This window comes from Marinobacter sp. MA (genome assembly GCF_048298425.1).
In the GTDB taxonomy this organism is placed as follows: domain Bacteria; phylum Pseudomonadota; class Gammaproteobacteria; order Pseudomonadales; family Oleiphilaceae; genus Marinobacter; species Marinobacter salsuginis.
In genome coordinates this window covers 2153226-2172934 of the sequence record NZ_CP103058.1, presented here as the reverse complement: position 1 = coordinate 2172934, position 19709 = coordinate 2153226, and the positions used below count along the sequence as shown (strand labels likewise).

Genomic DNA, 19709 nt, shown 5'->3' with positions numbered 1-19709 from the left:
CACCGTTTTGAGCCGCTCATTGCAAACTGGTGCTTTCCTGGTGCAGCCATCGAACTGCAAAGCCTTTCATTGCCTCAGTGATGAGACTTCCCCGATAATCCATGAAACAAATGCCCGAACCTTATCCGTTCGAAATTTTGCCTCCGGTGCCACCAGATAGTATTGGTACTCCGCAGGAACCGAGATATCCATCGGGCACCTGAGCAGCCCGGTTTTCAGGAGATCGGCCACAAGGCTGTACCGCATCAATGCAATTCCCCTGCCCGCAAGCACCGCTTCCACGAGCGTCGCTCCCTCGTTAACCCTCAGTATGATGGAAGAATCGGGTATTTGGGTGCCGAGTTTTTCCTGGAAGTCAGTCCAGGAGCTCTCCAGATCGGCTGATTCATCGATAAGCCAGGGCAGGCGCGCCAGTGATTCCCGGGTTACAGGCTTATTGTCAACGAGCATGCCATGACAGACAGGCATCAGTTTTTCTTCCAGCAATAGCCTGGATTCGAGCCCGGGATAGTCGCCTTTCCCAAAACGAATCGCCAGATCGACTCCATCTCCCTGAAAACTCGCCAATTGCAGATTGGGTTGGAGGCTAAGCCTGATTTCCGGATGAGCCCGTTGGAATGACTCGATCCTTGGAACAAGCCAGCGACTGGCGAAGGATGGAACGGTTGCGACGGTCAATCGTCCTGGATCTGAATCGGGACGGAACAGGGCAACCCCTCTTTCCAACTCCTGAAAGCCCGTTTCCACATAGCCTGAGAGCACCCTGCCCTCGTGGGTCAATTCCACTTCGCGCGTCATGCGAACGAAAAGCTTCAGGCCCAGAAAATCTTCCAGGCCGCGAATATGAGTACTGACGGCTGCCTGGGAAATACTCAGCGCCTCGGCCGCAGACTTGAAGCTCAGCTCCCTGGCCGCGTATCGAAACGCCTGCAGGGCCCGCAGAGGAGGGAGTTTCTGCATTCGTCTGCTCACCCATAGTTAACTTTTAATTAAGCATAGACCAGTTTTATCCGTTTGTTCCAGGAACCGGCCATTGAAAGAATCAGGTGATACCAATCACCCGAGGAACATCACATGAAAATCGAAGTCCCCATAGTCAGCGCCTTTGTCGACGGCGATGCAGGCGGAAATCCGGCAGGTGTCGTGTTGAACGCCGAACAATTCAGCTCTGAGCAAAAGCAGAAAATCGCTGCGGCAGTCGGATTGTCAGAAACCGCTTTCGTCTCACCTTCCAAATCTGCAGACATCAAGCTGGAATTCTTCACGCCAACCCAGCAGATCGCTCATTGCGGCCACGCAACAATTGCCACCTTCAGCTTTCTGAAACAAAACGGCTTGTTGGTTCGCGATCGGTCATCTAAAGAAACAATCGATGGCCTGAGATCAGTCAATATGGAGAGCGACTCGGCCTATATGGAGCAAAGAACACCCAGGTTCGAAAAGCTTAGCGAAGATGATCTGCAAGCAACCCTCCAGTCCCTTGGCCTGGCGGCCGACGATCTGATCAAAGGGGCAGAGCCGATGTTGGTCAACACCGGCAATAGCTTCGTCGTCATCGGCATTCGAGACAGCAAAACGATTAAAGGTCTAAAGCCAGATTTCGACCTCATTGAGAAACTCAGCGAATCCCTGGATCTGATCGGATTCTACGTGTTTTCCCTCGATGGCGTTGGCGATGGGAGGGACGCAGGAGCCCGCATGTTTGCACCCCGCTATGGCATCCTGGAAGAGTCTGCAACGGGAATGGCGGCGGGCCCGCTCGCCTGTTATCTGCGTGAGCAATTGGGCATGCAAAAGCACGAGTTCACGATTGAACAGGGTCGCTGGATGGCCACACCCTCACCAAGCGTTATCAATGTGAGGCTGACCATTGGAAACGACAACGGGATCGAGAACCTGTTCGCGGGTGGTCGGGGATCAATCAAAGAAGTCGTTCACTTGGACCTATGATGATTTTAAGACGAGCGCTATCAGCACGAACGCGCTCGTCTAAACCCATCACCTGACTTGATGTGTTGTATACCGCAAAGCAATTTTTTCTGAAGACGGGAAACCAAGAGAATAACCATCAAGCCAATACGGCGATGCTGTTTAACTTAACTCTCTTGAAAGGTGGAATATCACATGAACGCAATCAACAAGTTCTTTCTCGTTTTCTCTGTCGTCGCTTTCTCTGCTTTCGCGCAGGCCGAAGGTGTAAGCCAGGAAGATATCGATCGTGGCAACAACCCGGCCATCGAAACAGTCGAGCTTGGTATCAGCAACTAAGCTGAGCACACCGAAAAGGGGCGGTCATTACGACCGCCCCTTTTTTTGCCTGCCTCTTGATCCTGTTTCCTGCGCCGCGCTTGAGGGAAAATGGAGCGGCAGAACGCCGCTCTTCAGATGAAAGACACCAGCACCAACAGTCCGAAAAACACGCTGATAACAGTCGTGACACCAGAAAGGTCCGCGCTGCCGGTGTCGCCTGTTACCCAACGACGCGCAGCTTTCAGGAAACGTTTGGGCGTGTAGATGTTCTTGCGGTAATTGCTCTGATAGTAGTGCAGAAGAAACAACGGCATGGATTCCTTGTCGAAACGGTGCCACAGCTTCAGAACTCCGAGTATATCCTTGCGACAGGCCCAGCTCTGAACAGACGATGGCAGCCAGCTCAAAGGTATCGCCGAGCCGAAATCGATGATGGCCGGCGCTCCATGACCAGAAACCAGGATGTTTCCGGAATTGCCCAGATCCATGTGCACAACGCCATGCTGATGCAACGTTTTTACATCGCTGAACAGCTTTGAAAAGAAGTTTGCAGGCACGCCATTGCTTGCCGCGACATCTTTTACCGACTTCCCTTCAATCAACCGGTAATGGATTGTCGGAGAGGCGTCGGACCGGCGACTTACCTGGTCTGGAGTGAAGTCGAGATGCTCAACTTTTCTTAGCATCCTGAATTCGTGAAACGCCAGAAACCTGAAGTGGTTTCCCAACAGGCCGTGGGAAAACCTGAACGCCTTGTAGACGTGTTTGTTGCCGCTGGCGTCCGCATCAACGGAGATGATTGGCTTATACCATTTCTGGTTTGCGGCATCGTTGACTTCGATGGGCTCCAGGCCGGACCCCATTGACGGGCAGTTCACTTGACCGTTCATACCCTCCTCCCAATTCGTGAAGAACGCTGATAATTGGGGCAAGAGGACCGAACTGGGCGTCTCCCAACCGGCACTCATGCCGATGCCGCTGCTAGCGTCATCTGGAGAGCATTATTGGGAGTTTCCTGGATCCTGAATAATTCCGTTACTGTATCTTTGTCATCACGAAAAATGATGACTGCCTCTGGCCAACCGCTCAGGCGATGGCTTTTGTAGGCGAATGACCGCAAGGCGAGTTGGTCATGATGTCATGCCATCGTTCGCGCAGCAGCCGCTCCACGTGGTCCCGCAACCAAACAATGCCGGGGTCACGATCATGGCGCGTGTGCCAGATGAGGTACAGACTGGTCGGGTCGACTTCGAAAGGAAGCTGCCCCATCCATAGGCCATCCACGAACCCACAGTCCTGACTGATCAATTCGGGAACTGCGGCGATGAGATTCGAATCCCGTAGAACCTGGGGAACAATCGAAAAATGGTTGACCGTCGCGGCAATGCGCCGGTTCTGGCCCTTCTGGTCGAGGTAGCTATCCACGAAGCCATGGGCATCTCCGGACATCGTCACCAGCAGGTGCCGGGCCTCGAGAAATTCCTCCATGGTAATCTGTCGGCCAGCCAGGGGGTGGTCGGCGCGCATCGCCAGAACATAACCGCCCTCAAAAAGCCACGTACTGCGCAGACTGTGATCATGTTGGGTCAGCATACCGACCGCCAGATCCACGTGGGCCTCGCGCAAGTCGTCGTAGGTGCCTTCGGGCGTATAGGGCACCGCGTGGATATCAACACCAGGCGCCTGCTCCTCCAGCAACTCAATTAACTGCCGCCAGATCATTTCAACAATCACATCCGTCACGGCAATCCGGAATTTTCGCTTTGATGTGGCCGGGTCGAATTGCGTGGCGCTGACTGCGTTGGTCAATGCGTACATATGGTCGCCTACCTGATCCCACAGGCTGAGCGCATAGGATGTTGGCTCTATATTGCGGCCCTTTCGCACAAACAATGGGTCGTTCCAGATCTGGCGCATCCGGGAAATCGCATTCGATACCGCAGGCTGGGTCATGGCAAGCCGATCTGCTGCGCGGGTTACGGAGCGCTCGGTCATGATCGCATCAAAGATGTACAGCAGCTGGAGTTCTTGCGTTTTCATTCAATGTTCCTGGGGAATGGGTCCGGTCAAGTCTGGCTTGGAAGTGCCTGGACCGCAATTGCGGTATGTCTTTAGGCGTGGTTTTCTTGAGTAAGAAGCGAAGAAGCCTCCCGATCGGGAGGCTTTGGGTAAGGTTTACAGATTCCCTTTTACGAAAGTTCTCAGCTCACTCAGGCTCCCAGCTCCGGTCTTTTGGGCAACAACGCCGCCTTCTTGAAACAGCGCCAGAGTCGGAATGCCCCGGATGCGCATCTTTGCCGTTATATCGGGGCTGTCATCCACGTTCACTTTGGCGATGGTCAACTGCTCGCCAAATTCATCAGCGATTGCCTCCAGCATGGGGGCGACGGTCTTGCAGGGGCCACACCAGGGCGCCCAGAAGTCGACCAGTACGGGGCGATCACTCTGAACAACCGCTTGCTCAAAATTCACATCTGTTACTTCTATCATGTTGCTCATCGGCAAACCTCTTCTATATGAAAACTTGTTTAAAACACTGAAGCCTTTTGTTGGCGAAAACCAATAGCAGGACTGTATAAGTTGTATTTTTTCTGATGATGATTCCCTACGCGGCTCTTACAGTCGCTTGCTAAATACCAACCCACCCCATGCCAGCGTGCGGTTCCCTGTACCGGATTTGATTTCGGAACTCTGTACACGCAGCACATAACTCAATTCAGTACCTGCCAGGAAGCTGTGGGTGTAGCCTGCCCACACTTCAGCCAGCAGAATGTTCAGATCGTTGGCATCCAGTTCATGGTCTGAGTCACGAAACTGCCCCTGAAGAAAAGCGTTATAGGCCCGAGCTTTTACCGACATGCCGCCCCAGAAATAGTGTTCACGTCCGCCTGGAGCTGATACCCCGGGCGCTCGCTCGCCGTAAGCCATCAATTCCGGATTGAAGCGGTTATCCGGGGAGGAAATCAGACCATCCCGGAAGACGAGTGCCGCACCAAACTCAGTCAGGTATCCGACTGATCCAAAATACGTCACTTTGAACTGTTGGTCTGATTCGCTGGCGTCCAGATATTGGTGGTACGCCGCAGAGTACCGGAAAGTCGGCTCACCACCATTCGAGATCTGATGATCCCAACCGTTCGCACGATCGCTACCCACTATTTTGTGCACCGCGTTCTGGCCAGATTTGAAGATATCAAGCCCGAGTACGCCGACCGTCAGAGATGTTGTCCACCCCGAATCAGCGCCTGGCATCTGATAGCTCTGGCTTGAGGAAAAGTAAACCAGGCTGCTGTAGGGTCGATCGCTACGGTCAATTGCCGATTCCTTGATTTCCTCGGGCGTAAAGCCATAAACACCCAGTTCAAGTGCGGCACTCCCCGGTTCTTCAACTTCCCCGCCCAGATGAGGCAGCAAAACACTGTCCAGCTCCTGACTCACACTGGACACCGGGTTACGGATGAAATCCTTTGAATTGGAAGAATAGGTAATCGCAACACCGGCGGTGTAATCCCGATCTGTCTGTGTGGGCGCAAACAGGTCATTATCAGTAGAGAGCGCAAGCACAGAATCAGCAGACTCGGCCTGCACAGTTGAAACCATAGCCACAGCCAGAAAAGAAACGGTCAAGAAACGAAAAATCATAGCCAACTCCGAAAATGTGTCGGTAAAAACGTTGGCTGCTATTTTTCGAATACCGGGCCCGCACGACTAATCAAGCGTCGATATTTAAAACATCACTTGCGCTTATGAATAAGTAGTAATACCAGTGCCTTTTAGGGTCTTACGGCCACGCCTCATCACTGAAAATGATGCTTTCCATACTGTTTAAGAATTATTCCTCCACCTTCTCCATCCACATAATTCGCTCATCTGATATCCGAGCCATTGGGGCCTCGGAGTCAGCTGAACCGACTGACACTATGGAGAATTGAAAATGCGTAAATTTGCACTGATTAGCCTCGCTTCACTCGTTACCATCGCTGCCCTGCCCGCCCATGCAACCCTGGCAGACCGGAAATCCGACGAGCCCCGTTCCGAGCAGGCCCAACCCGCGCCCTATAGCGGCCAGATCGTGATTCGTGGCGAGATCCAGAACCGGGACGCTAACCACGAGAATGCAGAACCTGCCCCCTACAGCGGTCAAATTGTCATTCGTGGTGAAGTGCGTTCTGGCACCCACGGTTAAGCGTTAGACATTTCATCTGCGTCTTGGCACCAGGGACGGTGCGTTTTTCCTGATCCGATGCCATTTCGGACTAAGGCCTGAACGGTGAATTCGAAAATTCAACAATTTCCTTTATGACCTCAGGTTTTTGCAAAAGCCGGCTATGGCCATAACCCGTTGTATGGGTCAAACGGCTCCTCGGAAACGCCGCGTGCAGTGCCCTGGATTCCGCAACCGGAACCTCGGTATCCCGGTCATCGTGAATCAACAACACGGGTGTTTCGATCGAGGGGGCCAACGCAACAAGATCCAATCGGTCAACACTCAATCCCACCGTTTTTTCCATGTCATTTACGAACAGGCGTTTACTGCGTTCCCCGAGGTTTACGAAACGGGCGAACCGGCTCAGGACTCCCTCAATCGTTGCCGGTCCAGAAACCAGTACTAGGCGTTCAAAGCAGTTTCTGGTGGACTGGGCATAAACAAGCGCAGCGGCTCCCAGTGAATGGCCAACCCCAACGTCGAAAGACGAGCCAGCGTATTGATGGGCTTCCAGTACAGCCTCGATAAACCGCCCCGGATGTGATTCGGTGGCCGGCGACTCACCGTGCCCTGCCGGATGCACCGCGTAGATGGTGTATTCCTGGGGATCAATCTCACTGATCAGATCCTTGAATTGCCCGATCCAGCCGGACCACCCGTGCAAGAGCAGGATTTTCTTCGGGCCAACTCCGTAGATCGAGAGTAGACCGTCATTACTGAGCGGCACGACTCGTTCGAACAGCGTTCGGGATGAATTTCTGCGTTCTGTCTTGATTCGTGGGCTGGTCATAAGTTCGACAGCTTTTGAAGCCGCTTTTGCTGGCATCAATCGGCTGTAGAAACCGAAAGCAGCCTGGAACACAGTAAGCGAAAGGTTCATGTCCGTTTTCCTCAGTCTGATGAACAGTGAATCGTCGATTGAGCGGAACCGCTTTCCGTCTCGAATCGCTTTCTCTAAAGTGTATATACATTTTAATGAGAGCTGCAAGCAGAATTGTATATTTCTTGCCCAACGCCCTCCCTCGCCAACAAGGCGCCTCTGAAACAGATGGACAACTATTCCAACCGTCCTGCCGCCTCCGGTCTGCCTGAAGAACAGAGAATGGCAGGCACATTCACTACGAAGGAGACAGTCCATGTCCGTCAGTTCGCAAACTACATCGTTCTCTCTTTACCACTATCGCGCGTGCCCTTTTTGCGCCTATACCCGCGCTGCGATGAAGCACATCGACATCGAAGTGGAGGAACGTGACATCGCCAGAAACGCTGCCTACCGGGCAGAGCTGATCAAAGGCGGAGGGCGGGCACAGGTTCCCTGCCTGAGAATCGAATCGGAGGGTAAGGTCCGGTGGCTGTATGAGTCCCAGGATATCGTCCGCTATCTGCAGCGCCATGCCGCCCAGTTGGCTGATCACAATCAAACCGCATGAACGATCCTCATTACCTACAGGAATCTGAAAATGCTTAAACGAAAAGTTGATGTTGCCATCATTGGCACGGGCACGGCCGGTATGGGTGCCTACCGCGAAGCTCGCAAATATACCGACAGCATCGCGCTGATTGAGGGCGGCCTTTACGGCACCACTTGCGCGCGTGTCGGCTGCATGCCCAGCAAGCTTTTGATTGCCGCAGCAGAAGCCGCCCACGGCGCAAAGCATGCGGGGGTTTTCGGGCTCAATGTCCCGATCGTTGAGACCGACGGTGCGGCGGTCATGGATCGCGTGAAAAAAGAGCGCGACCGTTTCGTGGGGTTTGTTGTTGAAGACGTCGATGAGTTTGATGATAGCCACAAGGTCCGTGGTTACGCTCGCTTTCTCGACGCCCATCGTTTGCAGATTGATACCGGGCTCGAAATTACCGCCGACCGGATTGTTATTGCAACGGGTTCCAGACCGTTCATTCCTGAAGTACTCGAAGGTGCGGGCAAACGCCTGCTTATCAACGACGATGTATTCGAACTGGAGCAACTCCCGCAATCCGTGCTCGTGGTCGGCACAGGCGTTATTGGACTCGAGTTAGGGCAGGCTCTGAGCCGGCTAAACGTTGACGTTACGATGCTTTCGCGCAACGAATCGATTGGCGGAATTGCCGACGACGAAATTCGTCAGATTGCAGCGGATACTTTCCAGTCTGAATTTGACCTGATCCTTCACGCGGATGTCCTCGCAGCAAAGGAAACCCTCAACGGTGTGCAGGTGACCTACCGCAAGTCCGGAGGCGTGGTTCACACAGTCTTGGTCGATTATGTTCTGGCAGCGACCGGTCGAATTCCGAATACTGACAAGCTTGGCCTTGAGCATACCGGCATTGATCTGGACGCCCGCGGCGTTCCTGGCTTCGATCATTACACCTTGCAGACCAGTGAGTCGCATATATTCATCGCAGGTGATGCTAACAACGAGCTGCCCCTATTACATGAAGCCTCAGATGAGGGGCGTATCGCAGGCCGTAACGCCGGCACGTTTCCCACGGTAGAAGCGGGACATCGTCGTGCCGCGCTGGGCGTTGTATTTTCCGACCCGCAAATTGCCAGTGTCGGCAAACGAGCGCACGAGCTGCTGCCCGATACCTTCATCACCGGAAAGGTGAGTTTCCATAATCAGGGCAGAAGCCGCGTAATGGCCAAAAACCAGGGCATGCTGAAAATCTATGCAGACAAACAAAGCGGCATTCTACTGGGGGCGGAAATGTTTGGACCAGCAGCAGAGCATATTGGTCACCTCCTGGCCTGGGCCGTGCAGCAGTCTCTGACGGTGAACGAGATACTCGGAATGCCTTTCTATCACCCGGTTATTGAAGAAGGTGTTCGCACCGCCTTCCGGGATGCTGCAGAAAAGCTCAGACAGGCCGAACGTAAGGAGGCGCCTCATGCAGCTGCTTGATCTGTTCAGGCGTTACCACACGCAGGCAGCAAAGGTTGCTCTTGTCGTAGGTTCGATTCTACTGCTGATCAACCAGCATGATGCGCTTTTTGGATATCAGGACATTCAATGGCTGCCGGCAATCTTGACCTACTGCGTTCCATTTTGCGTTTTCATGCTTGGCAAATGGTCCAGCGAACGGGATTGTAAAAGGTCCTCTGGCCTCAATGTGCCAATTTCAAGGTACCGTTGAACCCCGAATTTCGCCGCACAGTTTTTTTCAGTGCGGCGAAATCATCCTTGAGGCAATTGCCTTTGCCTTCAACGCCGCATCCAGATCGCCTTCAACGTGCGCTTTAACGATGGCACCCTCTTTAAGCAAAAACAGCGCATTGGCCAGTTCATCTGCTTCAGTCTCTGAAGTACTGATTTCCAGAGCGTGCCGCTTCAGGAGCTCAAAAACTTTTGTTTTATGAGCCGCGCAGCGTCTGTGGACCGGGTGGTCCGGGTCGCTGTACTCACCGCAGGTGTTGATGAAAAAACAACCGTAGAAACGCTGGAGTGACGGAACTCGGTCATTGAACCAGTCGTGAACCGCATCAAACATCTCCATCAGAGCCTCTCTTCCCGCCGGCTGGCTGTTCATTCGCGACTCAAGCCATTGGAAAAAAAGTTTGTCCCGGTGCTCAACGGCAGCCTCTACAAGGCTGTCTTTGCTCTCAAAATGGTTATAGAGCGTTTGCTTTGCAACACCCGCTTCCTGCAGCACCTGGTTAATGCCGATGGCGTGTATTCCATGTTCATAAAACAATCTTAGTGCTGTATCGATCAGATCCTGTCTGCGTCCCATCGGTAAACCTCCAACTTTTTCATTGAATATATCTTGACCAAATTAGACAAACCTGTCTACTATTAAAAATAGACCGACTTGTCTAATTCAGGAAATGCCAGTTTGGGAAGCGAAGCAGGGTATTTTTTGACTGGTGTTGTTGTCGGTTTCATTTGCGAACAACCAATGAAAACGGCATGGAGACAAGCAGGATGGACATTCAAATTAAAGTCACCCGGAAGGAAGCGGCTTTTGAGCATGAGGCAGGCTTGATTGATGGCTTGCAAGCGGGCCATCCGAAGGCCTTTGATGAAGCTTACCGGAGATACCATCCGGTAATGCTGCGAGTGGCCGCCAAGTACACCTCTGCGGCCGTTGCTGAAGATATCGCGCAGGAGGCCTGGATGGCTGCGATTGGAGCCATCGCGTCTTTCGAGGGCCGTTCGTCCCTGAAAACCTGGCTGTGCCGGATCGTCACCAACAAAGCCTTCAACACCTACCGTGAAAACCGAAGGGAATTTCCTGCTTCGCCAAGCCTCGCTCTGTTATCCGATAACTCACCAGACAACCAATTTGGCGGCACCGCCGGGCATCTTAGCGAACCGGAGTTGGCTACCCAGACTGCAAAGGTTCGGGAACGCATCCGCGTTGAAATGAAGAACATGAACCGGGATTACGCCAACGCGATTCTGCTAAAGGGCATGAGCGCGCTCACCGGTTCGCAGGTTTCGGATGTGCTGCAGATTTCCCATGGAAACCTGCGAGTCATCCTGCACCGTGCACGAAACGAGCTGGCCGCCCTGCTCTGATCCAGGCGGCCGCACCAATCTGTTTGCCAAGAAATGGAGAACAAACATGACTTCCCAACGTCCACCACTACCACCCTTCACCCGGGAAAGCGCCATTGAAAAAGTTCGCCTTGCCGAAGATGGCTGGAACAGCCGGGATCCGGCAAAGGTTGTCCTCGCCTACACCGAGGACACACGCTGGCGTAACCGGGCCGAGTTCGCCAACGGCCGCAAGGAGGTCGAAGAATTCCTCACCCGCAAATGGAATCGTGAACTGGATTACCGTCTGATCAAAGAACTCTGGGCCTACACCGACAACCGCATTGCCGTGAGATATGCCTATGAGTGGCATGACGACAGCGGAAACTGGTTCCGCTCCTATGGCAATGAAAACTGGGAATTTGATGCGGACGGTCTCATGCAGCGTCGATTCGCATGCATCAACGACAGCCCTATCAAAGAGTCTGATCGGCTTTTCCGTTGGCCCCTGGGGCGCCGACCGGATGATCACCCGGGGTTGAGTGATCTGGGGCTGTGATACTTTATATAGCTGGCGGACTATTAACTCTCAGAGCGCGGTCGCTGCCCTTATGCCTGGAGCACGGCCGCTAGCTCGTTTCTCGCTCGATGCAGTATGACCCGGAGGTTTCCGTGAGAAATCTGCAACACCTCAGATACCTGCGAGCCCGTCAGTTGGGTCATGCCTTTCAACAGAATCGCGTGGGCGTGATCCCGGTTCATATTCTTCATTTCAATCCGAATGCGCTCCCGGGCCCTGGACGTCTGCACAGCCAGTTCCGGTTCACTGAGATGACAGGAAGCACTGACACCCTGGTTCTCGGCTGATTGGTCTGACAGCATTGCAAGGCTGGGCGTCGCAGGGAACTCTGGCCGCTTTTCCCGATAGGTATTGAACGCTTTATTGATCACGATCCGGCACAGCCACGTTTTCAGGGACGAACGGCCCTCGAAAGACGCAATGGCTCCAATGGCAGCCAACCAGGCCTCCTGGGCAATATCTTCGGCAACGGCCGCAGAGGTGTACTTGGCGGCCACTCGCAGCATTACCGGGTGATACTTCCGATACGCTTCATCGAAGGCTATCGGATCCCCAGTTTGCAAGCCCTCTATTAAATCAGCCTCCCGCCCAAAGGCGGGTACTTTCTGAATGTTTTTTGGTTGGATATTCATGCTGCACTCCTCCAGCTCCGCCTTGGGGACACATCGCGATAGATCAGTTATGCATCCACATTAGAGGGATTCAGAGATGGCAGCATGCTTCTGGGTGAATCTTCTTTGAACTGTCCGTGCAGGCTTGTTCACCTAGTCGTGAAGAACTAAACCTTCATTCGAAGCATGCCGAAATTCGTAGGGGGTCAAGCCAAACTCGGACTTAAAACGTCTACTGAAGTGAGTGGGATGCTGGAAACCCCAGCCAAGCGCGATTTCCGTGATCGTTCGGCCCGTCATCGCAGGATTCGAAAGATCCCGCCGACAGCGCAGCAGGCGCTGGCTTATCAAATACTGCAATGCAGTTTGCCCTTCCGATTGGAAAAGAGAATGCAGGTGCCTCAAGGAAATTTGGTGCGCAGAGGCAATGCTCTGGAGGGATAAGTCCGGATTACTCAGATGTTTATCGATGAAACGCTTGATCCGAATCAGTTGATGCCGTTCATAAAACTCGCCTCGACTGGTCGGCGGTCCGAGAGTACTGACCAGTGTGCCCATCAGCGCATCCGTTAAAGCGTCGCTGTTCTCCAGCCTGCCGGCTAAAAATTGCGGCGCCATTGATTGGATCAACGCGCACAACAATGATGCTGTTGTGGAGTCTCTGGCAAATTTGTTGTCAATCAGATGCCAGGAGCCTGGCAGCCAGTTCCTCAAACGCGCCAGAGGCATCAGCACCGAGATCTTGTGCAGCTTTTCCGTAACATCGAATGTCATTGGGCGCGTTGTATTCCATAAAATAATGTCCCCGGCCGTCAGTTCGAAGCCTTTCGAATCAATCGTGAACCTCTCCTGCCCCGAAAGAACCAGTTGCAGGATGACTGTCTCCAGGTCATCGCCGGATATTTCTTTAGCCTGGCGAGCACCACCACAGGGGTCGCAAACGCAGTTGACGACTCCGAAGTTACCAACGGAACGATGGACGACTCCCGCCGTAAAGTCATCAGACGCGGCTTTCCTGGGCCTCCAAAGCCCATAAACAGTCCCCAGTTTTTCAGTCCACTCATCATAGGGAATGGCACTGCCCCCAGAGATGGGGCCTGTTACATCCTGCGTCTGTAACATCTCAGATACCTTTAGTTGTCATACTCAACTTTTTGAGTTTAGCTGGCAGCATTGATCGACGCCATCAATGCTCTGACGGAGCAAGGAACGTACTGGTTTCGGTAACCAACGCCTTCTCCCCATGCAGGGTGCTGATCTGAAAAACAATGTCGTTGGCGCCAGCATTGAGGGAAGATGCAGGCAGGGCCACGGAATAAGGAACCTCAACCTTTTCTCCGGCCTCAACTACCACGCCCAAGGGGCCTGTGGTTGACGCTCGCAAGGGATCTTCAACCTCTATGATGAGGTACTTCTGGCTGCTGTCTTTGTTCGTGAGTTTCAGCAGATAGCTGTTTTCGATCTCGCCCTCACTCGTATAGCGGTACATACCCCGGTCTCTTTCAACATCGAGCGTAATCAAAGGCCTGGACACCACGCCCCATGCAAACAGCCCAATCATCACAACCAGGAAGGCGAAATACCCCACCAGTCGTGGTCTCAACAGATTTGTTTTCCCGCCCTTCAGGTCGCGTTCACTGGCGTAACGCACCAGGCCACGGGCGTATCCCATCTTGTCCATGATCGAGTCGCAGGCGTCGATGCATGCGGCACATCCAATACACTCCATCTGCAACCCGTCCCGAATATCAATCCCTGTCGGGCACACCTGCACGCACAGCTGACAATCAATGCAGTCTCCCAGCTCCGCTGAAGCTGGCGTAACACCCTTTCTCCGAGAACCTCTGGGTTCACCCCGTTCAGAGTCATAGGAAATTACCATGGAGTCTGCATCCACCATGGACGACTGGAATCTGCCGTAAGGGCACATGTGGAAACACACTTTCTCGCGCAGCCAACCAGCATTCAGATAAGTGGCCGCCGTGAAGAACAGAACCCAGAACACGGCCCATCCTGATGCTTCCAAGACAAAAAGATCTTCGACAAGATCGCGTATCGGCGTGAAATACCCTACAAACGTTATCGCCGTAAAGAGACTGATGAGGAGCCAGAGCCCATGTTTGGAACCGCGGCGAACGAGCTTCTTCACGCTGAGAGGCGCTGCATCAAGCTTGATCCTTTTTGATCGATCGCCCTCCGCCACTCGCTCCGCCCACAGGAAGACCCAGGTCCAGACACTCTGAGGGCACGCGTAGCCGCACCACACTCGACCCGCCAGTACCGTCAAGAAAAACAGGCCGAATGCACAGATCAAGAGAATCCCGGAGAGCAACACCAGGTCTTCCGGCCAGAACGTGGCGGAAAAGATATGGAACTTCTTCTCTGAGAGATCCCAGAGGACTGCCTGTCTGCCACCCCAGTCGAGCCACGCCACACCAAAATACAGCGCAAAGAGAACAAGACCTCCGGTAATTCGCACACGACGATAGAAACCGGAGAAACTTCGGGGTTGGATTTTGTGGTCGGCCTCGAGGACTTTCGAAGTTGACTCGATTTGCTTTACAGAGATAAGGCGACTCATTTGTTGCGCACCTTGCCATCACCAGGGAATAAAAGGTGACGCGAGGTTAATGGATCGCACTTAACGGGGGCAGGACCACTTTTTTAATATTTGATAGGGACAGATGACGGAACTTCAGAACATGAGTGCGGGTAGTCTCTGCAACGCATCTGTTCGTGCTTCGTTCCACGGATGGGCAAAGCTGATTCTCAGGCAGTTCGAAAACTTTCCGGAAACCGAGAAGAGGCTACCGGGCGTTATGACAATACCTTCCTTGAGGGTTTTGGCGTAAAGGCTCAGAGTGTCCACTTCTGGCGGCAATTCCACCCACAAAGCCAAACCACCCTGAGGCGCGGTTGCTTTCAGGGGCACAGGCCAGTTTCCCAGCAAATCCAGTAAACGGTCTCGCTGCAGACGCAGGCGTTGCCGATACCGTCGGAGGTAGGATGCGTAGCCGCCCTCAGCAAGAAAGTGTGCCACGCCCTGCTGCAGGAACCGGCTACTGGCCAACTGAGTGGTCAATTTCAGTTGCAGTATGTTTCGATGCCACCGGCCACCTGAAACCCAGCCCAGACGCAGGTCTCGCGAGAGAACTTTCGAGAAAGAACTGCAATGGATGACGCGGTCACACTCATCAATCGCCTTCAGGGAGTCGGGGGTGTTAAACCACCCTGACTCGCCGTATATATCATCTTCAATGATGGCGAGATCATGTCGTTCGGCAAGCTCAAGCAACCGTCGACGGTCTTCGGAAGGCATGACAGCTCCGGTAGGAGTGGCAAAGGACGGTGAAACCACGCACGCCTTGATGTCCCAGACTTGGAGGCTCTCTTCAAGCGCCCGGACATCCATTCCAGTCGTCGGCGAAGCCGGGATCTCGATCACCCTGAGCTCCAGTTGTTCAAGCAACTGGAGAACCCCATAAAACCCCGGGGCTTCAACCGCAACCACGTCGCCGCTCTTGCAAACCGCCATCAAGGCCAGGAACAAGGACTGCTGGCAGCCAGAAGTGGCGCAGAACTGATTGGCCTCCGCCGTCCACCCTCTTTTGGCGGCTCGAAGCGCAAGCTGGGCCCTCAACGCCTGATCACCAGCCGGCTCGTCATAATATTGAAAGCTCGCAGACTGGCGACGCAGGGCCCGGCCGATCGACCGGTTCAGCTGGATTATACCGGGTGGCGGCTCGTCGCTATGTAGGTCGGGGAGCAAATCAAAGGCAGCACTCCGGGTCATGATGTCCTGAAACACCTGGCTAACTGAGACAGGCTGGGGCGCGGCAGGCATGGCGGCTTGCCTGGGGGGCTCGAACTCGCTTTGCCCCAACGACACAAAAAAGCCGCTTCGCTCCCTGGCCTGAATCAATCCCTGAGCCTCAAGCCGCTGCAGCGCATGCTGCACTGTAATCTTGGAAAACCCGTAGCGGTTGCAGAGTTCTCTTATCGATGGCATCCGTTCGCCTGGCCGCCAACGACCACCCTCGATACTCTTGCGAAGGGTATCTTCAAGTGCCAGGTATTTGGGCAAATCGACTGTCATTGCCTGATCCATCTCCACAAAACACTCAGGGATTTATTCGGAACATCGAGTGACAGCACACCTTACCCGATTTCCAAATAAAAAAGCCGGGCGTGGACCCGGCGAACTGAGTTTACTCTGAAAACCGCCAACAACTCACGCCAAATGGGATACCTTCTGTTTTAGCCCGTCGATCCACCTGTTCAGATCGTTCAGTGATCTGGACCCGGTCTCCTGCCCCATGAACTGGTCTCGTCTGAGTAGAACCAGCGTCGGTATCGCCCTGACGCCGAATTTGGCGGCGATCTCCTGCTTCTGATCCACATCCACCTTGATGACGGCGTTGTCAGGATTCAGTTCACTGTACTTTTCAAGCACGGGATTCATTACCTTGCACGGCGCGCACCAGGGTGCCCAGAAATCCAGTAGCAGCCATTCGTGTTTATTGGCAAGTTCGTCCAGTTCTTCAAAGGTATTCAGATTAATTAGCGGCATAGTCACCTCTCAAACGGGTTCTGATCAGCTTGTCGAGCGACAACAGACCAGGCCCACACATGGCCACGCCCATCAGAATAAGGCCCCAGACCACGTGATATAACTCTGCTGCTGGTGCAATCGCTTCAAGACTGATGACCGCAACAATGTTGATCACGAACAGACCCAGCGAGGACACCAGGGAAAACAGGCCAATAACCAGCAACACCGGAAAAACCAGTTCGCCAAAGGTCGCCAGGAACGCTGCAAACTCGGGGCTCAACAGCGGAACACTGTATTCTTCCTCAAACAGAAACAGCGTGGTTCCCCAGTCATCAATCTTCGTGAGGCCAGCTTTGAAAAAGACCCAGGCCACATAAAGCCGCCCGAGAAGCAACGCGATGGGTAGCAGGCTGCCAACCAATCGCTGAACGGAATCGTTCAAACCGTAGAAACTGTAAGCCAAGGTTTTCATGTCGATCTCCTCTTAGTGAATGGTTTTGGCGCCAACAATGACGCCTTTTGCGATCATGTCTTGCAGCCAATAGGTAAAGTTGCTGTCCTTCAGAACATCCTCGCCAAAGACTTCGGCGATACTCCGCTGGTTTCTGACTGCCTCCAGCAACAGCACATCTCTCTCAGTAATGACTTCCGCCATTCCCTTCCAACCCGCGCGATAGACCAGCGCATTCTGCCCTCGGCCCTTGGCGATCATTCTTTTCGCCTGAGCGAAACTGAGTGTGTCCTTCGGGGTCTCGCTTTTGTGCGCCTCCCAGATACTGACTACTGGGTACATTGAGCGGAAAAACTGCAGCCCTTTGTTGAGAATCAGAGAGCAAGACGCCAGGTCCTCTCCAATTGCGTTAAAGCTCGCGACATTCACCTCTTCGTACTGGCTCCTTTCGACGCGTGATACGTAATTGTCGAGTCGCGCTACATCGGAGAGATAAGGAACGCGGTCTGAAATCCGATGGGAGATAATCCAGCTCGGAAAGCCCCAACCGAATTCGCCCCAGTCTCCGCTCTGTTTCCGGATCATCCTGAAATAGTCGAGGGCCAGCCCTTCAAAGTCGGCAGGGCCTAGCAGTGCCCTCACGGTTGGATAACCTTGCTCGAGGGCTCGAACTGCCTTTGCCTCAACCCCAAATCGATACACCTCGGAATTGGGCTGCACCGGCGTGCTCGTACCGCCGAACAGGAATTCGAGGAAATGAGCCTGGTAATCAGAGAGATTCATGGCTGCGCTCACTCCCCAGTACCCGGCGCTGTGCCTTTCTGGCCTTGGTAGCCTCCCCAAGAAGCTCGCGCCAGGATGGGAGATTGTTATCCCATTCAATCAACGTGGGCTTTGGGCCGATCACATTGAGCACGCGTTCGTAGGTTTGCCAGCCAGCCACGGATACCGGGCAGGCGTGGTCGTCGATCAGCAGCTCTTCTTCGCCCACGGGCGTCGAGCCCGCAAGATGAATCTCGGTAATCGCAGAGTGGTCGAGTGATCCAACATAGCGATCAACAAAATTCTCCAGATTTGAGACTTGCCCATTTCGGGCGTTCACCATCAGATTGTTGATATCGAGGATCAGTCCACACTGCGTGCGAGCTACGATTTCACCGATAAAACTCGCTTCGTCGAAATCACTCTGGTCAAACTCGGTGTAGGCGCAGACATTCTCGATAGCGATCTGACGACCGAGGTACTGTTGTATGCGATCAATGTTGTTCACTGCATGCAGCAAACTGTCTTCGGTATAGGGAATGGGTAGAAGATCACCACCGTGAAAAAGCCTTCCACCGATCCTTGCCCAGGTGAAACACAGGTGGTCCGACACGAGTACCGGATCCACCCGATCCACAAGGCGTTTCAGTTTTTTGAGATAATCGTCAGGAACAGCCTCAACCGACCCCAAACCTGCCGAGGTGCCGTGCAGGCTGATCGGCGTGCTGGCCGAGACCTCTTGTAGAAGATCGACAGAGATGCCGGCGTCTGCGAAGAAGTTCTCCGAGTGAACCTCAAGAAAATCGATTGAGGGTGCCTGCTCCAGAACGTCCTGGTAGTGCTCTGGTCGCAGCCCTACCCCAACGGCGGTGCTCTTGAGTTCCTGCTGGCTTTGGCCTGAGTCCTGACGATTACTCATGACCCTTAACCCTTGCTTTTCTCAGCAATGATTTTCAGAGCCGTTTCCTTGTCAAAACCACCCAGATCTTCACAGGTGCCCTTCTCAACAATCTTGTACTCACCCGGGTCGTTGGCGACCTTTGCCTGGCCAGCACAGGAGTGCGTTCCCGCAAGGTTCGCACAGTCGTTACCGCCAACCGGGGAAATGCCATAGCATTTTTCCTTGCCGCCTGCGTGAGCCAGTGGCGCGGACATGGCGCCGGCCAGTGCAGCGGCCAGTGCCGCGCTAAAAAGAAGCTTCTGGTTCATATCGATCACCCTGAAAGTTTGATTCAGGGTCCTTGTTCTTGAGATCAAGGACCCTGCGAATTGCTCCGATCACTGGCAGCGCTTTACAGCTCGGCTGCTTCCACGGTTTTGATCTCCGGCCAGATGTCGTTGGCATTGGCGATGAAGCGAGGTACATCAGTGAGCCAACGCTTCTGCACATCTTTGTTCAGGTTCAGGTAGAGTTTGTTATCGACAATCCGCCAGGCCTCGGGATCAACGTCGAACTTCTTCTCCATGGTTACGCCGAATGCGCAGTAGCCGCCGTATTGGGGCGCATAGGCACTGGGGTCGGCACGGAACAGATCACGGTTCTCCGCGCTGGAGAAATGGTAAATCGCGTTCTTGTAGGTGGCGGTGTATTCGGCCGAACCTTTGGTGGCCTCTGAATCAGAGAAGTAGGCCACCGGGTCGTAACCGCTGATGGCGACATCATTGGCGTCGGCGTTCATGTCGATATCGGCAGCAAAAACACCAGAAGCCGCGCTCATGGCAGCAAAAGCAACGAAGGCACGAAGTTTGTTGAAACGAGTCATTGGGTATCTCCTTTGAATGAATGATGACTACGTTTGAAACATTAAGGCCTCGGGCGGTACTGAATGCGTACGATCG

Annotated in this window: 25 protein-coding genes; 8 read left to right on the top strand and 17 right to left on the bottom strand. The window is 53.7% G+C overall.

Annotated features, from left to right (window positions below; genetic code table 11):
• Positions 1-66: 66 nt before the first annotated feature.
• Positions 67-960 (bottom strand): LysR substrate-binding domain-containing protein, encoded by an 894-nt coding sequence (locus tag NUW46_RS10115; protein ID WP_418140002.1) that lies wholly within the window; start codon positions 958-960, stop codon positions 67-69.
• Positions 961-1074: 114 nt separating this feature from the next.
• On the opposite strand from NUW46_RS10115, the gene NUW46_RS10110 reads away from it, so the two are divergent.
• Together NUW46_RS10110 and NUW46_RS10105 are read left to right on the top strand one after the other, a co-directional pair.
• Positions 1075-1950, top strand: coding sequence for a PhzF family phenazine biosynthesis protein (locus NUW46_RS10110; protein WP_418140001.1), 876 nt, complete (start codon positions 1075-1077; stop codon positions 1948-1950).
• A 174-nt stretch (positions 1951-2124) separates the two neighbouring features.
• Entirely contained in the window at positions 2125-2268 is a 144-nt protein-coding gene (locus NUW46_RS10105; protein WP_167352731.1) for a hypothetical protein, read from the top strand.
• Between the two features lie 113 nt (positions 2269-2381).
• On the opposite strand, the gene NUW46_RS10100 is transcribed toward NUW46_RS10105, so the two are convergent.
• From NUW46_RS10100 to NUW46_RS10085, 4 genes are all read right to left on the bottom strand, one after another.
• A complete protein-coding gene (locus NUW46_RS10100; RefSeq protein WP_418140000.1) occupies positions 2382-3140 on the bottom strand; it encodes a hypothetical protein in 759 nt (252 codons plus the stop codon).
• A gap of 196 nt (positions 3141-3336) precedes the next feature.
• Complete coding sequence (locus NUW46_RS10095; RefSeq protein ID WP_418139999.1) at positions 3337-4290, bottom strand: LysR family transcriptional regulator; 954 nt, start codon at positions 4288-4290, stop codon at positions 3337-3339.
• A 135-nt stretch (positions 4291-4425) separates the two neighbouring features.
• Positions 4426-4749 (bottom strand): thioredoxin, encoded by a 324-nt coding sequence (gene trxA / locus NUW46_RS10090; protein WP_069185233.1) that lies wholly within the window; start codon positions 4747-4749, stop codon positions 4426-4428.
• Positions 4750-4866: 117 nt separating this feature from the next.
• Positions 4867-5892, bottom strand: coding sequence for a lipid A deacylase LpxR family protein (locus tag NUW46_RS10085; protein WP_418139998.1), 1026 nt, complete (start codon positions 5890-5892; stop codon positions 4867-4869).
• 292 nt (positions 5893-6184) lie between these two features.
• Between NUW46_RS10085 and NUW46_RS10080 the strand changes: the two genes are divergently transcribed.
• The gene (locus NUW46_RS10080) at positions 6185-6436 is read left to right on the top strand and encodes a hypothetical protein (RefSeq protein WP_418139997.1); all 252 of its coding nucleotides are present in this window, start codon (positions 6185-6187) and stop codon (positions 6434-6436) included.
• 70 nt (positions 6437-6506) lie between these two features.
• Here the strand turns inward: NUW46_RS10080 and NUW46_RS10075 are convergent, their stop codons facing one another.
• On the bottom strand, positions 6507-7337 hold the full coding sequence (locus tag NUW46_RS10075) for an alpha/beta fold hydrolase (protein ID WP_418139996.1): 831 nt from the start codon (positions 7335-7337) through the stop codon (positions 6507-6509).
• Between the two features lie 256 nt (positions 7338-7593).
• Between NUW46_RS10075 and NUW46_RS10070 the strand changes: the two genes are divergently transcribed.
• From NUW46_RS10070 to nrtS, 3 genes are read left to right on the top strand one after another with little or no spacing between them, the layout of a single operon-like run.
• The gene (locus NUW46_RS10070) at positions 7594-7887 is read left to right on the top strand and encodes a glutaredoxin family protein (RefSeq protein WP_418139995.1); all 294 of its coding nucleotides are present in this window, start codon (positions 7594-7596) and stop codon (positions 7885-7887) included.
• Positions 7888-7917: 30 nt separating this feature from the next.
• Positions 7918-9339, top strand: a complete 1422-nt coding sequence (locus NUW46_RS10065) for a dihydrolipoyl dehydrogenase (protein ID WP_418139994.1) — start codon at positions 7918-7920, stop codon at positions 9337-9339.
• Positions 9326-9571 (top strand): nitrate/nitrite transporter NrtS, encoded by a 246-nt coding sequence (nrtS, locus tag NUW46_RS10060; RefSeq protein ID WP_222464464.1) that lies wholly within the window; start codon positions 9326-9328, stop codon positions 9569-9571. The genes NUW46_RS10065 and nrtS overlap by 14 nt, the downstream gene beginning before the upstream one ends.
• 27 nt (positions 9572-9598) lie before the next feature.
• Here nrtS and NUW46_RS10055 read toward each other — a convergent pair whose 3' ends face one another.
• Positions 9599-10168, bottom strand: coding sequence for a TetR/AcrR family transcriptional regulator (locus tag NUW46_RS10055; RefSeq protein ID WP_222464463.1), 570 nt, complete (start codon positions 10166-10168; stop codon positions 9599-9601).
• 191 nt (positions 10169-10359) lie between these two features.
• Between NUW46_RS10055 and NUW46_RS10050 the strand changes: the two genes are divergently transcribed.
• Both NUW46_RS10050 and NUW46_RS10045 read left to right on the top strand, forming a co-directional pair.
• A complete protein-coding gene (locus NUW46_RS10050) occupies positions 10360-10956 on the top strand; it encodes an RNA polymerase sigma factor (protein ID WP_222464462.1) in 597 nt (198 codons plus the stop codon).
• Between the two features lie 46 nt (positions 10957-11002).
• Positions 11003-11473 carry a DUF1348 family protein gene (locus NUW46_RS10045; protein WP_069185240.1) on the top strand — a complete coding sequence of 157 codons (471 nt, stop codon included), beginning with the start codon at positions 11003-11005 and terminating at the stop codon, positions 11471-11473.
• A gap of 50 nt (positions 11474-11523) precedes the next feature.
• Here NUW46_RS10045 and NUW46_RS10040 read toward each other — a convergent pair whose 3' ends face one another.
• The 10 genes from NUW46_RS10040 to NUW46_RS09995 all read right to left on the bottom strand — a co-directional run bounded on the left by NUW46_RS10040 (position 11524) and on the right by NUW46_RS09995 (position 19633).
• A complete protein-coding gene (locus NUW46_RS10040; protein WP_069185241.1) occupies positions 11524-12126 on the bottom strand; it encodes an RNA polymerase sigma factor in 603 nt (200 codons plus the stop codon).
• Between the two features lie 132 nt (positions 12127-12258).
• On the bottom strand, positions 12259-13227 hold the full coding sequence (locus NUW46_RS10035) for a helix-turn-helix domain-containing protein (RefSeq protein WP_349343189.1): 969 nt from the start codon (positions 13225-13227) through the stop codon (positions 12259-12261).
• A 64-nt stretch (positions 13228-13291) separates the two neighbouring features.
• Positions 13292-14686, bottom strand: a complete 1395-nt coding sequence (gene ccoG / locus NUW46_RS10030) for a cytochrome c oxidase accessory protein CcoG (RefSeq protein WP_418139993.1) — start codon at positions 14684-14686, stop codon at positions 13292-13294.
• Between the two features lie 114 nt (positions 14687-14800).
• Positions 14801-16201 (bottom strand): PLP-dependent aminotransferase family protein, encoded by a 1401-nt coding sequence (locus NUW46_RS10025; RefSeq protein WP_418139992.1) that lies wholly within the window; start codon positions 16199-16201, stop codon positions 14801-14803.
• 135 nt (positions 16202-16336) lie between these two features.
• On the bottom strand, positions 16337-16675 hold the full coding sequence (locus NUW46_RS10020; RefSeq protein ID WP_418139991.1) for a thioredoxin family protein: 339 nt from the start codon (positions 16673-16675) through the stop codon (positions 16337-16339).
• Positions 16662-17129, bottom strand: coding sequence for a DoxX family protein (locus NUW46_RS10015; RefSeq protein WP_418139990.1), 468 nt, complete (start codon positions 17127-17129; stop codon positions 16662-16664). The genes NUW46_RS10020 and NUW46_RS10015 overlap by 14 nt, the downstream gene beginning before the upstream one ends.
• A gap of 12 nt (positions 17130-17141) precedes the next feature.
• Positions 17142-17891, bottom strand: coding sequence for a putative DNA-binding domain-containing protein (locus NUW46_RS10010; protein WP_418139989.1), 750 nt, complete (start codon positions 17889-17891; stop codon positions 17142-17144).
• Entirely contained in the window at positions 17878-18789 is a 912-nt protein-coding gene (locus NUW46_RS10005; protein ID WP_418139988.1) for a DUF692 domain-containing protein, read from the bottom strand. Before NUW46_RS10005 ends, NUW46_RS10010 begins: the two co-directional genes overlap by 14 nt.
• 5 nt (positions 18790-18794) lie before the next feature.
• Positions 18795-19079: a DUF2282 domain-containing protein gene (locus tag NUW46_RS10000; RefSeq protein WP_222464453.1), complete on the bottom strand. Its 285-nt coding sequence runs from the start codon at positions 19077-19079 to the stop codon at positions 18795-18797.
• Positions 19080-19162: 83 nt separating this feature from the next.
• Positions 19163-19633 (bottom strand): YHS domain-containing (seleno)protein, encoded by a 471-nt coding sequence (locus NUW46_RS09995; RefSeq protein ID WP_418139987.1) that lies wholly within the window; start codon positions 19631-19633, stop codon positions 19163-19165.
• Positions 19634-19709 lie beyond the last annotated feature (76 nt).